Genomic DNA, 12,336 nt, shown 5'->3' on the forward strand with positions numbered 1-12,336 from the left:
GGGCGATGAAGGACGAGCACCACCCCTGCCGAGCGCAGGGAGGAAGGGATTAGCTGAGGCCGGCCCGCCCGGAAAGCGTCCCCCATGGAAACGAAAGCGTACTTTCATCGCTTCTCTACTTTATTTTCAAGGCAGCCAAACAAATAAAAGAAGGTTACAGCTGATGAACGTTTGTTTTTCCTTCTTGTGGATTTTGGCTCTAACACGGCACAATAGTCCTTCATGTTTGGCAGAAAAAAATGCCTTCACGACAATAATCTTTGTCGTGAAGGCACCAGTCCTTACCTTATTCGTCTATGGATTCATTTCTTCCAGAACGTCCATGACTTCATCCCGGTTATCTCCCGCGAGGTAATCAACTTCTTTCGTCATCTCGCCGCTTTCCGGGTTTACAGCCATGTAGCCGCGGTAAATACTTTCTTCCTCTTCATCAATAAATTCATGAGTCAGGCCGACGTCCACTTCTGTATCTGTAAGCAGTTCCATTTCCAGGCCGTGCTGATCGATCAGCTGCTGATGGCTCTGCGGGTCGCTCGGACTGATTCCGTAAACATTGTATCCTAAGTCTTCAATATCTCCAATTACTTCATTCAGCTCAACTAGCTGAGAGGCGCAGACACTTCAGGTGACGCCGGTGAAGTAAAAATAGAGATCCGCACGTTCTTCGGTGAAAATTTCCACTTCTTCGCCGGTATTGCTCGGCAGCGAAGTCGTGTATTCGGAAGCGTCGTAGGAAGAGGTGTCTGCTTCGCTGGAGCATCCAGCGGCAGCAACTGCCAGTAACGCAAACATAATCAGTCGTTTCATATGCATTCTCCTTTCTTCTTATATGAGCTTACCAGAAAACATTGCTGGGAAAAAGATTTGTCTTTCAAACGTCATGATAACGTCACATATCCCGTATGATCCCTTTACAGCTTAAGTTGTTCCAGACTTCCTCCTGTTTCAAAAAAGCGGTCAATTCGTTTTTCCACTTGCTCGTCTTTTACGAGAGGAGGCGCGTGATGAGGTTTTTTGCGGGCATCTATTACCATCTGCCCGCATCCCCAGTGCTTATTGGCAAAACGCTCTTTTACCCCGTACATATCGTGGGACGGATTGCTTCTCGTGAACGACGCCCAAAGAAAGTTTGACGTGCTCGCACTTAAAAAGTCGGCGTCATCGCATACGATAAGAAGCGGCAGTCCTTCCAGTCCGCCCCCCGATTCCAGGCCGGCGGTCAGAATCTTCATTTCTTCAGCCGTTTTTTCCACTGTTTCATATTCCTTCGTTTCCACTGCGGCAGCACCAGGCATGATCAGCCGCACTTTAGCGACCCCCGGTGCACTTTCCAGGGAAGCAGGTATCTCCCGGGCAAGTGTTCTTTTTTTATCACCGTAGGCCGCGATAACTACTTTACTTCCCGAGTTGAGCCCTGTTCCCGAGTAGTCCAGCGTGTCGATCGTCGTGTTCGTCTGAAAGTGCAGGTCGCGCTGCAGGTCGATCCGCTCGAGAATGTACTGCAGAAAAGCTTCTTCGTCATGAGTCGTCAGCGTATCCTCACCGGCCGTAATAAACAAGTATTTCGCCAGGCTCAACTGACCTGTACCGAGAATGCGGTTCGCAATCGTGAGCAGCTCTGCCGGTCTCTTCGGCTGGTCATACGGGGTATATCGTTCACTTCCGATCGCAAACAGAAGCGGGTGTACTCCGGCGGCGTCCACAGCGTGCACTTCCTTCACTCCGGGAATCTCCTGTTTGACGGCGTCTCCGGTCAGTTCATGGATCATCTCCCCAAAAGCGGTATCTTCCTGCGGCGGTCGGCCGACAACGGTAAACGGCCAGACGGCATTTTCTCTTGCATAGACGTTTTTCACCCGCATAAGCGGAAATTCGTGCGCCAGGCTGTAGTAGCCGAGGTGATCCCCGAATGGGCCTTCCGGTTTCGTTTCCTCCGGATATATTTCTCCGGTAATAACGAAATCAGCATCGTTGCTGATCGCAAATCCCTCTTCGTCATAGCTGTAGCGAAACCGCCTGCCGGCAAGCAGACCGGCGAACGTCATCTCACTCAGCCCTTCCGGAAGAGGCATGACGGCAGATAAAGTGTGTGCCGGTGGGCCTCCAACGAAAATACTTACTTTGAGCGGCTCTCCTTTTTTGACAGCTTTGGACTGGTGCACTCCTATGCCGCGGTGAATCTGGTAGTGAAGCCCGATTTCCTCGTCGAGTATGTACTCATTTCCGCTCAGCTGCACCCGGTACATCCCAAGGTTGGCATTCATAATACCCGGTTTCTCCGGATCTTCCGAATAAACCTGGGGCAGCGTCACGAAAGCTCCTCCATCGTCCGGCCAGTGCTTAATGAGCGGCAGGTCGGAAATGCGGATCTTCCGGCCGCCTGCGGGTTCAAGTGCCTTGCGCTTCAAAGGAAGAGCATTGGTGGCAGCAAATCCGGAGCTGATATGACGCCACGGCTTTTTCACTGCCGATGCTGGATCATTGCGGACCTCCATTACTTTCTGCACGCTTTCAAGCGTCGTACGGAATAAAAATTTACTTCTTTCCACCGTTCCAAACAAGTTCGATACAGCCGGAAAGGCAGACCCTTTAACGTTTTCAAAATAAAGAGCCGGTCCGCCTGCTTCATGAACGCGCAGATGCAGCGCAGCCATTTCTTTATCCGGATCGACTTCTTCTTTTATACGCACCAGATGGCCGTGTTTTTCAAGGTCATTTACGGCTTCTTCCATACTGCGGTAAATCATGCGATCATCCTTTCTGATTTCAGCTGCTTATGAATGAATTTCATAATAGAATTTAGTCCTGTAAAAAACGAGTAAGGCAGATGAACTCCGCTGAAGACGGACGCTTTCCCGAGGGCTTTTCTTCAGCTGAATTTCGCGAAAAAACCTTCGCAAAATTGGATCTTCAAGTGGTGCTTCAATCCTCCGGGAGTCGCCGTCTTCCACTGCAGTCATTTTAAAACGCGAATATTATAATAGAATATGTTATAAACATTCGTACAATTGCCTGAGAATGTACTTATGAAATTGATTTCTTATCAAGAAGAAAATTGACGGTTCATCTTTCATTGGCCGGCTGCATTCTCGATGAAGAAAGTCCGGACAATTGGTGAAAATGCCCCTGCTCTGGATGTCCCCCGCCGGTTGAAGGAGACAACCTTCATACTAAAGGGTTCATTTACGAAGGGACTTCTGCCTGCAGCTGGACGAACAGTCTTTTTACTGCGGTTTCTTTTTTTATAATTTTCAAACCGGAACGGCGGATGAGAGCTTCCGTATCACGGTTCAAGTGGCATCCGTCCGCTACCGCTTTCCAGGCCGGCGTCACTTTATCGAAAAGAACGGCGAGCTTTTTCTGCGGCGGACGCACGTGTTCATAGAACAGCACTGTCGCTCCGGGCTTCGCGACGCGGAGGATTTCACTGAGTGCTTTTTCCGGATCCGGGATCGTACAAAATACGAGTGTATTAACAACAGTATCAAACGAGTTATCTGCAAAAGGGAGTTTTTCCGCCTCTCCCTCAATGACCTCAATCGCGGTTTTCGAGCGGAGACTTCTCGACAGAGATTTTTCCCGCAGCTTCCGCTGGGGCTCCAGTGCGGTAACGTGTACCACCGCTTCCGGATAATAGGGGAAGTTCAGGCCCGTGCCGGAGCCGATTTCCAGCACCTTCCCGTAAGCAGGCCGCAGCAGCTTTTCGCGGACTTTCGTGAGCATCACCAGTTCCAGCGGCTTCATAATAGGATCATATAGTGTCACAAACATTTTCCTCAAGAGCAGGCACCTCTTTTCTCGTCTTTCTTCGTTTCATTATAGCAGAAGAAGCAGAAAAACCATGGCGGGAAGCTGTCTTTCACCGAGATTTTTTGATAGGATAAAGAAGGTTTATTCTAGAAAACGGGGAGCTGCTTTTATGATAGGAGCACTGATTTTTGCGATTACGATGTTTATCGGCTGGACAATATTTGACGCGATCAAACATAAAAAAATAATAAAAGAAAATGTTATTTCCGGACTGGCAGCATCGATCGTTGCCGGTATTGCCTGGTACATTCTCTTCGTCATCTTCTAATTCATTCTTTTCCTAAGCCTCCTTTTTCCATAACAGGTTTCGAGGAAGACGGAAAAGGAAAAGGCTTTATATAGAACGAATTTCCGCTATCTTAACAAAGGAGCGTGACAAAATGATCTTTTATGTAGATGGAATGAAGGTCGAAGAAACGAAAAGCGGCAACGTTTCGGAAGATAAAGGCAGCGTTGTATTCGAATGTTCTTCCGAAGAAGTAACTCCGTTTGCGGTTACGATTGAAAGAAGAGGCGATGAGTATATTAACACCGCCAAAGGTCTTATCGGAAACAAAGTCGACGACCCTGACAAATTTGATAAGGCGCTGCTTGAAAAGGCACAGGAAATTCTGGAATCCTAAAGATCCCTCATTTTAGAGCATGAAAAGAGCGGCAGGCTGCCGCTCTTTTTTCTGCCGAAAGTTTTTAAACTTTCTCTTGCACGAAGCAGTGCAATTCGGTATAATCCATAATGTAGCAATTTTTCAGAGAGACATAAACCTCTCCTTAATTGCCTGCCTATGGGGCATTAGCTCAGCTGGGAGAGCGCTTGGCTGGCAGCCAAGAGGTCAGCGGTTCGAGCCCGCTATGCTCCACCATACATATTTATTAAACCGTGCCTGAACTGGCACGGTTTTTTTGTTCTTCCGAGAAACACTTTACTAATTACGAGCAGCTTTCTTTAATCTTCCACAGAAACAAAATCATACCACGTTCTGCCGTTTTCCATGACGAGAGCGTTCAGCTGTTTCCCGAAAGCCGCCCCTCCGTCGATAGCTGTTTTCGTCCCTCCGGGCAGAGTATAAGGAGAGAAGTCATTACTCTCCTCCCCGAACTGCTGGCGGAGGACGCCGGTCGGAGTATGACCGAAAAGAATCTGCTTCCCGGTCGTATTATCCCAAACCCAGAAGGAATGCCTGATCCAGCGGAAGTCATCTTCTGAAGTCGTCCGGAAATCCGCCTTATCAGGATCAATTCCCGCATGCACATAAATCGTATCCGCCGTTTCATAGAAATTAGGAAGTCCGCGGATCATCGCAATCAAATCCGGACACGTCGCCTGAATTCTCATCTGCAGTGTCGGATAATCATCTTCAGCAGCCTCTTCCGACAGACTGCGGATCGTTTCTCCCCCACCGTTTTGAAAATAGTTTGCAGCAATTCTTTTATCATTCGGATGATCCAGCCAGTCCAGCAGCAGGTTTTCATGGTTGCCCCCGAGGAGGATGGCACCCCTATCCTTCAAAAAAGATACAAACTCCAGTACCTCAAGACTCTGTTTTCCCCGGTCGACGTAATCGCCAAGCAGTATCAGCTGATCTTTATCCGGATCGAACTCAAGCTGTTTTAAAAGCTGCTTGAAGGCACGGAACTGTCCGTGAATGTCCGAGATCGCTATCGTACGCATACTCTCTCCTCCTTTCTATTGAACGATTTTTTCGTATGGAAACGCATTGTAAATTCCTTTACCCGTTTTGAAGCTGTTCAAGCCTTCTTAGGAAAAAGACCGTGGCTCCCGAAAATAATTTCCGCTTATTCCGTCTTATGTTCAGCAGGGATTACCTGTTTCCCGATAAAAGGCTGTCCGAAAATACTGATATCCCCGTTCCCTTTATGATAGTAATTGAATTCACTCCGTCTATTTTCACTAAGAGGGTTTATCCTCTCTTTCATGAAGGAAAGGAGAGAGAGGAACCACATTCGTATTTCTATTAAAAAGGATGATCAATGTGAAATTAGGCTATGCGTGTATCAATCTCTCCGTTCCGACAAAATTTCGGACGTGCCGTTTAAAAACAGTAGAAGAGCAGGGAATGGAAAAAGTAAAGGAACTGACGCTTCATAATTTTCAGGAAGTCCTCCGGGCTCTCCGGTGGAACGTAGAGCATAACATTTCTTTTTTTCGTTTAAGCAGTGACCTGGTGCCCTTTGCCTCCCATGAGATTATGGATTGGGAATGGTTCAACGATGAGGAAGTCCTAAATCTAACGAGTCAGATAAAAGAGCTTGCTGAAGAACACGAGATGCGCCTCTCCATGCATCCCGGCCAGTACACCATTCTGAATTCCAATAAAGACGAAGTCATCCGCAAAGCAGTACTCGACCTGGAATATCATGCCCGCGTCCTGGAGCTTGTCGGCGGAAGCGACATGATCATTCACGTAGGCGGAGCCTACGGTGATAAAGAAAAGGCAAAACAGCAGTTTATCAGCTCCTATCAATCGCTTTCCGAAAAAATCACCTCGAAGCTGATACTTGAAAACGATGATAAAGTTTTTCACTTGAAAGATGTGATAGATATTTCCGAAAAGACAGGCGTGCCCGTCTGCTTCGACATTCACCATCACCGCTGCAACCCTTATCCTGACAACATTCCCCTCGAGGAACTTCTGCAGCAGGCATTTTTATCCTGGAAGCATAAGAGACGGCCGAAAGTGCATATCAGCTCCGGGAAGACGTCTCCCACAGACCGTACCCATCACGATTACGTCTTTGAAGATGACTTCGACGCCCTTCTGGAACTACTCGGAGAAGAAAAGGCGGACATTATGCTTGAAGCTAAACGGAAGGAAGAAGCCGTACTCCGTATTCAGAAGCATCTGGACATCCATCCTAAGATTAAAAGCTAATAAGAGAATTTAGGAAACAGAAAAAGCCGGCCCCAGTGGAGGGTACGGCTTTTTTGCTGTATAGAAGCTGGGCGTTCAAAATTCGTTACTGCTGTTTCAAACGCTTTTCGAGCTCTGCTTTCTGTTCTTCAAATCCGGGCTTGCCGAGAAGAGCAAACATATTTTTCTTGTAGGCTTCGACACCCGGCTGGTCGAATGGGTTTACGCCGAGAAGGTAGCCGCTGATGGCACATGCTTTCTCAAAGAAGTAAATCAGGTAGCCGAAATGATACTCGTTCAATTCCGGAATATCGATAATCAGGTTCGGAACGCCTCCGTCAAGGTGGGCGAGCATCGTTCCTTCGTAGGCTTTATCGTTGACGAAGCTCATCGTTTTTCCGGCGAGATAATTCAGGCCGTCGAGGTCGCTGTCTGCTTCCTCAATCTTGATCTCTTCCTGAGCTTTACTGACATGAAGCACTGTTTCGATCAGCTCCCGTCGTCCGTCCTGGACGTACTGCCCGAGCGAGTGAAGGTCCGTGGAAAAGTCCGCGGCTGCAGGGAAGAGCGCCTTGCCGTCTTTCCCTTCACTTTCCCCGTAAAGCTGCTTCCACCATTCACCGACGTAGTGAAGGGCCGGCTCGTAGTTCACCATCAGTTCGACAAGGTTGCCTTTGTTGTAGAGCGCGTTTCGTACGGCTGCGTACTGGTACGCTTCGTTATTTTCAAGATCCGGGGATTTGTAATCTTCGCGTGCATCCGCAGCCCCTTTCATCATCTGCTCGATATCAAGTCCGGCAGCAGCGATCGGCAGAAGTCCTACGGCTGTAAAAATGGAGAAGCGTCCTCCTACGTCATCTGGAATAACGAAGGATTCAAATCCTTCTTCTGTTGCAAGCTGTATCAACGCGCCTTTTTCTTTATCCGTCGTCGCGTAGATACGTTTACGAGCTTCTTCCACTCCGTATTTCTTCTCCACATAGTCCCGGAAAATACGGAAGGCAATGGCCGGCTCTGTCGTCGTACCGGACTTGGAAATAACGTTGATGGAAACGTCTTTCCCGTCTATCGCGTCGAGAAGGTGCTTCGCGTAGGTGGAGCTGATATTATTGCCGACGTAAAAAATCTGCGGCGATTTACGTTTGCTGCTGTCGAGTTCGTTGTAGAACGTATGCGTCAGAGCCTCGATCGCTGCGCGCGCACCGAGATACGACCCGCCGATGCCGATAACGAGCAGCACATCGGAGTCCGACTGGATTTTTTCCGCGGACTTCTGAATACGGGCAAATTCTTCTTTATCGTAGTTAACGGGCAGGTCCATCCATCCTAAAAAATCGCTGCCGGCTCCCTTTCCTTCGTGAAGCGCCTCGTGCGCTGCGGTTACAGCAGGCTGCATGTATTCTACTTCGTGTTCTGCAAGAAAAGCTGAGGCTTTGGAATAGTCGAACGAAATCTTATTGGACATAATTTAGTCTCCTCCGTTATCTTTTTTGTAAATCTTCTCTATTCACTGTATAAAATCCAACGGCCACATGCAAGCGAACTTAATAATGAAAACGGTGTCAAATACATTAATTTCTAAACCCGGGACTTTTCCCGATATTTCATCTCACTCGAGCCGGTATTTCTTTTCTAGGACAGCGACAATCACCCACGCAGTAATGCTGCTTATGAAAATAAATGGTGTTTCCGGAAAAAAGAGCAGTACCGCAAAAGAGCCGGTGTTATTCAGGGCATGCAGGACCATAACAAGGGGTATTGAAACGGTTTTTTCGAAAATGAAATTTGTAATATAATTCATAGCGACGATGGAAGCGGTGAAACCAATGAGCGAAGGAAGGAGAACGAACATCCCTGCTTCTGCATATAAAATAACCAGGAGCGGATAATGCCACACGGCCCATATCACTCCGCTCTTCCAGGCAGATTCCCAGAAGGAGGCCCCTTTTTCCCGGAAATAAGGATACAAAACTCCTCTCCAGCCGAACTCTTCCGTCCCGCTCGTAAGAAAGTTCGCGATAAAATAAAGGCCGATCAGTCCGGAAGCCTGGACGAAACCCGGTCCGGGAGCGGCTCCCGCAGTAAAAATAAGACTGAGAAGCAAAACCGGTATTATCAGCACCACCGGAAATAAAGCGGCCATCCAGACATATCGTGCGACGCCCTTGACGGGACTCCAGCGCTCGAACCTTCCTCTATTGAATAAATATCCAAGCAGAGGACCATAAACACCGGCTGCAAATAAAAGCTGCGGAAGCATTCCCTCCTCCAAAGAAAAGTACCGGAACAGATCAAAGACAATAACTTCTGTATCAAGCGCATGATTTTGCTGTCTGCTCAGAAAGAAAGCTCCGATCCAGCAGGCCCACGTCCAGCTGAAGGCGATAATAATATAGGAAAAGATCCGCTTTTTCAATTTCCTCTCCCCCCCCCCCGCTCTGCCTATAAGGAAGATATTCGCTGTTATTCGTTTTTATTCCTCTTTTTTGAAAGTATCTGCAGATGGACGCCTCTCCGATAAGGGAGAAATCCCGGATTAAAAGAACCGCCCTGGAGATTAACAAAACTGCCGCACCAATTAACAGAACTGCACGTAATTAATAGAACTTTCGGCGGAATTAACAAAACCTCCTGCCGAATCATAAGAACCTTCCAGTACTTTATAAGAACTGCGGCGTTAATTAACAGAACCGCCCCGCTCTTAACCACTACAATATAATCTACTCAAAGCATCCCCCGCCGCTTTCCCTCGATTAATCTGATGCACCCTTAACACATAAAAAGGCCGCCTCAGAGTTTCACCTCCGGGACGGCCTTTGTAAAAGAATTAACGGGACGTTTCAAGAATAGTTACAACGTCTTCTTTATGAAGTTTATTGAAGTTGCCGAAAGGTCCATTGGACATCGCTTTATCCGCCATGAGATCGATGTTTTTTTCGTCGATGTCATAGTCTTTCAGGCGGGCAGGTGCTCCAAGAGACTGCCAGAACTGTTCGAGCTTCTGAATGCCTTCTTCTGCAACCTGATCCTCTGTCTTTCCTTCCGGATCAACGTTCCAGACGCGCACTGCGAGCTGTACAAGCTTCTGACGGCCCATCTCTTTATGGTGACGCATCCACTGCGGGAAGAGAATAGCCAGACCGCCTGCGTGAGGAATATCATACACTGCAGAAACAGCATGCTCGATATTATGAGAAGCCCAGTCGCCGCGGGTTCCCATCTGCAGCGTGCCGTTCAAGGCAATCGTGCCGGCATAAAGAATCGTTTCCCGGCGGTCTGTATGTTCAAGATTTTCAACAAGACCCGGTGCTGCATCGATAACCGTTTTGAGCACAGCTTCACACATGTTTTCCTGAAGCGGTGTGTTTTTCTGCTGATGAAAATACTGCTCAAGTACGTGTGTCATCATATCAACAATGCCGTATACGGTCTGGTCTTTTGGCACAGACACTGTATTGAGCGGATCAAGTATCGAGAATTTCGGGAAAACGAGCGGACTGCCCCATCCGTACTTTTCGTGTGTTTCCCAGTTAGTAATTACCGATCCGGCATTCATTTCCGATCCTGTAGCTGCAAGAGTGAGAATCGTGCCGAATGGCAGTGCATCTTTCGGCGTTTCTTTCTTCGTCACAAGGTCCCAGGCATCGCCGTCATATTTTGCACCGGCTGCGATTGCTTTCGTGCAGTCGATTACGCTCCCGCCTCCGACAGCAAGCAGAACGTCAACGTTTTCCTGTTTCGCTTTTTCCACTCCTTTTCGTACTGTGGAAAGCTTTGGATTCGGCTCCACACCTGAAAGTTCATGTACTTCAAAGCCGTTATCATTTAAAAGACCGGTTACTTCATCGTAAATGCCGTTCTTTTTTATACTTCCTCCACCGTATACGATCATGACTTTCTTACCGAAAGGCTGCAGCTGATCGATCAGCTGTTCATTGACCTGCCCCTGGCCGAAAATCAGTCGTGTCGGATTCTGATAAATAAAGTTATCCATGTAGCAATCACTCCTCTGTTGGATTAGCTGTACGGAGCATATTATCCCGTAAGGAGAAGACGTTTGCAAAAGATGTGCTTTTAGCCCGCTGCCGGCGGGTTTGGAGATAACACCCAGGAACCGTCTTCTAAGTTTTATTTTTTGGCTGCCTTGAAAATAAAGTAGTTAAGTGATGAACGTGCGCTTTCGTTTCCATGGGGACGCTTTCCGGGCGGGCCGGCCTCAGCTAATCCCGTCCTCCCTTCCGTCGGGCGGGATGGATCTTCGGCTCGTCCTGGATCGCCCTGGAGTCGCCCCATCTCCACTACAGCTTACGGTAAAAAGATAAAGAAGTATCTACCATCTAATAAAGAGAATCCTTCCTTGAACATCATTGGTGCCGCCTGTATAGGGGGGAAGTTCCATTCCTGTAAAAGGGCATTTCCATCCTTCACGGTGCAATGTTTTTGCATGAGTGATCTGTTAAAGCTCTGTGTTGTTTTTGGAGTGCCTGCTGCTCCTCCGCCTGGCGGGCACGCGGCTTCCCTTGCGTCCGAGACGATCTTAGCGCCTTCCGCAGGCGTCTTGAATAATCTCCCTGGCACTTGTTTCTACCTTAGTACTTTTTTCATTCAACCAGCGGATTTTTGTATTGGAAAATCAAAACGAAGCGGAAACGTGCCCGTGGAAGAAGGAGATTGGAAGATACCTCAGGACGCAGGTCCTACCCGGAAATCTCCTCCACGGCAGAGCTGCAGCGAAGTTTTCTACGTTTATCAACACTGGAATGCTTTAACAGAGCTATTTTTTTAAAAACAGCACTGTTTCGGATATCATTTCCCTTAAAACCTGCTCATCGATATCGGCAAGCTTGTTAATGTAGACGCATGATTTACCACTTTTATGTTTTCCGAGTTTTTCGAGTCGGGCTTCCCGCTTCGGCTCTGTCTGGGCCAGGTAGAGGCTGAAATTAGCTTTGCGCGGGGAAAATCCGGCGATAAACCAGTCACCTTCATGCCCGGTTTTGTATTTATAATGATACGTTCCGAAGCCGATCATTGATTCTCCCCACATTTTTGGTTCCTCGCCTGTTTCTTCCTGGAAAATCTCCAGCAGCCTGAAAGCATCTTTTCTTTTCGATTCCTTTTCCAGCTTGTTTAAAAATGACGTAACATCTTCCTCATTTTCTTTCGTTTTCAGTTCATACCCCATTTTACACGCTCCTTTTTTAAGGTTCTTTCAACGTTCATCGTTGTTATTACGAAAAAATCGCTGTCGTCCTGACGTGAAAAAAATATCCAACTTTATTCGCGGCAGCATTCACTTTCTTTGCTATCTTGTTATTAGTTCTTTACAGAATCTCTTATTACCTTCTTTTCTAAATACTGTTACTTTACTGCCAGTCTGCCATGAAGGAAATCTCCTGCTGGTTTGATGAACATTTTATAACCTTTTGCATAAAGCAGGCTGCAGAAGCCGGAGATGGTGAATCCAGGAGGATGAAGAACGAGACGAAGATTCATTTCTTACGATTCTTGGGAGGAGGAAACCAGCTGAGTCCGGCCCCTACGGAAAGTGTCCGTCTGCAGCGGAGGTCATCTTCTTTTATACAGCACTGGAAGAATTCAGGCTGTTTACAAAGTGATTTTTTGTATAAGTAGACAGTTGGCTGCTTCTATTTTC

At 47.6% G+C, this 12,336-nt stretch carries 11 protein-coding genes, 1 tRNA gene and 1 pseudogene; 4 read left to right on the forward strand and 9 right to left on the reverse strand.

What is annotated here, in order from left to right; translation table 11 throughout:
* Positions 1 to 294: 294 nt before the first annotated feature.
* The 4 genes and pseudogenes from FTX54_RS13385 to FTX54_RS13400 form a co-directional block, all read right to left on the reverse strand.
* Positions 295 to 606: pseudogene (locus tag FTX54_RS13385) on the reverse strand (peroxiredoxin family protein); the annotation flags it as partial.
* A gap of 15 nt (positions 607 to 621) precedes the next feature.
* Positions 622 to 807, reverse strand: coding sequence for a hypothetical protein (locus FTX54_RS13390; RefSeq protein ID WP_147804488.1), 186 nt, complete (start codon positions 805 to 807; stop codon positions 622 to 624).
* Positions 808 to 911: 104 nt separating this feature from the next.
* Entirely contained in the window at positions 912 to 2,747 is a 1,836-nt protein-coding gene (locus tag FTX54_RS13395) for a UbiD family decarboxylase (RefSeq protein WP_187254615.1), read from the reverse strand.
* A gap of 436 nt (positions 2,748 to 3,183) precedes the next feature.
* The gene (locus tag FTX54_RS13400) at positions 3,184 to 3,771 is read right to left on the reverse strand and encodes a class I SAM-dependent methyltransferase (RefSeq protein ID WP_246125658.1); all 588 of its coding nucleotides are present in this window, start codon (positions 3,769 to 3,771) and stop codon (positions 3,184 to 3,186) included.
* Between the two features lie 148 nt (positions 3,772 to 3,919).
* Between FTX54_RS13400 and FTX54_RS13405 the strand changes: the two genes are divergently transcribed.
* The 3 genes from FTX54_RS13405 to FTX54_RS13415 all read left to right on the forward strand — a co-directional run bounded on the left by FTX54_RS13405 (position 3,920) and on the right by FTX54_RS13415 (position 4,670).
* Entirely contained in the window at positions 3,920 to 4,078 is a 159-nt protein-coding gene (locus FTX54_RS13405; RefSeq protein WP_187254614.1) for a hypothetical protein, read from the forward strand.
* Positions 4,079 to 4,190: 112 nt separating this feature from the next.
* On the forward strand, positions 4,191 to 4,433 hold the full coding sequence (locus tag FTX54_RS13410; RefSeq protein ID WP_147804486.1) for a hypothetical protein: 243 nt from the start codon (positions 4,191 to 4,193) through the stop codon (positions 4,431 to 4,433).
* Positions 4,434 to 4,594: 161 nt separating this feature from the next.
* A tRNA-Ala gene (locus FTX54_RS13415) sits at positions 4,595 to 4,670 on the forward strand.
* An 83-nt stretch (positions 4,671 to 4,753) separates the two neighbouring features.
* On the opposite strand, the gene FTX54_RS13420 is transcribed toward FTX54_RS13415, so the two are convergent.
* The gene (locus tag FTX54_RS13420) at positions 4,754 to 5,479 is read right to left on the reverse strand and encodes a metallophosphoesterase family protein (protein ID WP_147804485.1); all 726 of its coding nucleotides are present in this window, start codon (positions 5,477 to 5,479) and stop codon (positions 4,754 to 4,756) included.
* Positions 5,480 to 5,801: 322 nt separating this feature from the next.
* On the opposite strand from FTX54_RS13420, the gene uvsE reads away from it, so the two are divergent.
* A complete protein-coding gene (uvsE, locus tag FTX54_RS13425; RefSeq protein ID WP_187254613.1) occupies positions 5,802 to 6,701 on the forward strand; it encodes a UV DNA damage repair endonuclease UvsE in 900 nt (299 codons plus the stop codon).
* 85 nt (positions 6,702 to 6,786) lie between these two features.
* On the opposite strand, the gene FTX54_RS13430 is transcribed toward uvsE, so the two are convergent.
* The 4 genes from FTX54_RS13430 to FTX54_RS13445 form a co-directional block, all read right to left on the reverse strand.
* Positions 6,787 to 8,145: a glucose-6-phosphate isomerase gene (locus FTX54_RS13430; protein ID WP_147804483.1), complete on the reverse strand. Its 1,359-nt coding sequence runs from the start codon at positions 8,143 to 8,145 to the stop codon at positions 6,787 to 6,789.
* 144 nt (positions 8,146 to 8,289) lie between these two features.
* Entirely contained in the window at positions 8,290 to 9,096 is an 807-nt protein-coding gene (locus FTX54_RS13435; protein WP_147804482.1) for a CPBP family intramembrane glutamic endopeptidase, read from the reverse strand.
* Between the two features lie 411 nt (positions 9,097 to 9,507).
* Positions 9,508 to 10,674, reverse strand: coding sequence for an iron-containing alcohol dehydrogenase (locus FTX54_RS13440; protein WP_147804481.1), 1,167 nt, complete (start codon positions 10,672 to 10,674; stop codon positions 9,508 to 9,510).
* Between the two features lie 780 nt (positions 10,675 to 11,454).
* Positions 11,455 to 11,865, reverse strand: a complete 411-nt coding sequence (locus FTX54_RS13445) for a DUF1801 domain-containing protein (RefSeq protein WP_147804479.1) — start codon at positions 11,863 to 11,865, stop codon at positions 11,455 to 11,457.
* Positions 11,866 to 12,336: the final 471 nt, after the last annotated feature.

The organism is Alkalicoccus halolimnae (genome assembly GCF_008014775.2).
GTDB lineage: Bacteria > Bacillota > Bacilli > Bacillales > Salisediminibacteriaceae > Alkalicoccus > Alkalicoccus halolimnae.

What these genes read in the sequence shown, in the direction of transcription:
- FTX54_RS13390 (WP_147804488.1), bottom strand. Translation starts at nt 807, where the DNA reads ATGAAACGACTGATTATGTTTGCGTTACTGGCAGTTGCTGCCGCTGGA.
- FTX54_RS13395 (WP_187254615.1), bottom strand. Translation starts at nt 2,747, where the DNA reads ATGATTTACCGCAGTATGGAAGAAGCCGTAAATGACCTTGAAAAACAC.
- FTX54_RS13400 (WP_246125658.1), bottom strand. Translation starts at nt 3,771, where the DNA reads ATGTTTGTGACACTATATGATCCTATTATGAAGCCGCTGGAACTGGTG.
- FTX54_RS13405 (WP_187254614.1), top strand. Translation starts at nt 3,920, where the DNA reads ATGATAGGAGCACTGATTTTTGCGATTACGATGTTTATCGGCTGGACA.
- FTX54_RS13410 (WP_147804486.1), top strand. Translation starts at nt 4,191, where the DNA reads ATGATCTTTTATGTAGATGGAATGAAGGTCGAAGAAACGAAAAGCGGC.
- FTX54_RS13420 (WP_147804485.1), bottom strand. Translation starts at nt 5,479, where the DNA reads ATGCGTACGATAGCGATCTCGGACATTCACGGACAGTTCCGTGCCTTC.
- FTX54_RS13430 (WP_147804483.1), bottom strand. Translation starts at nt 8,145, where the DNA reads ATGTCCAATAAGATTTCGTTCGACTATTCCAAAGCCTCAGCTTTTCTT.
- FTX54_RS13440 (WP_147804481.1), bottom strand. Translation starts at nt 10,674, where the DNA reads ATGGATAACTTTATTTATCAGAATCCGACACGACTGATTTTCGGCCAG.
- FTX54_RS13445 (WP_147804479.1), bottom strand. Translation starts at nt 11,865, where the DNA reads ATGGGGTATGAACTGAAAACGAAAGAAAATGAGGAAGATGTTACGTCA.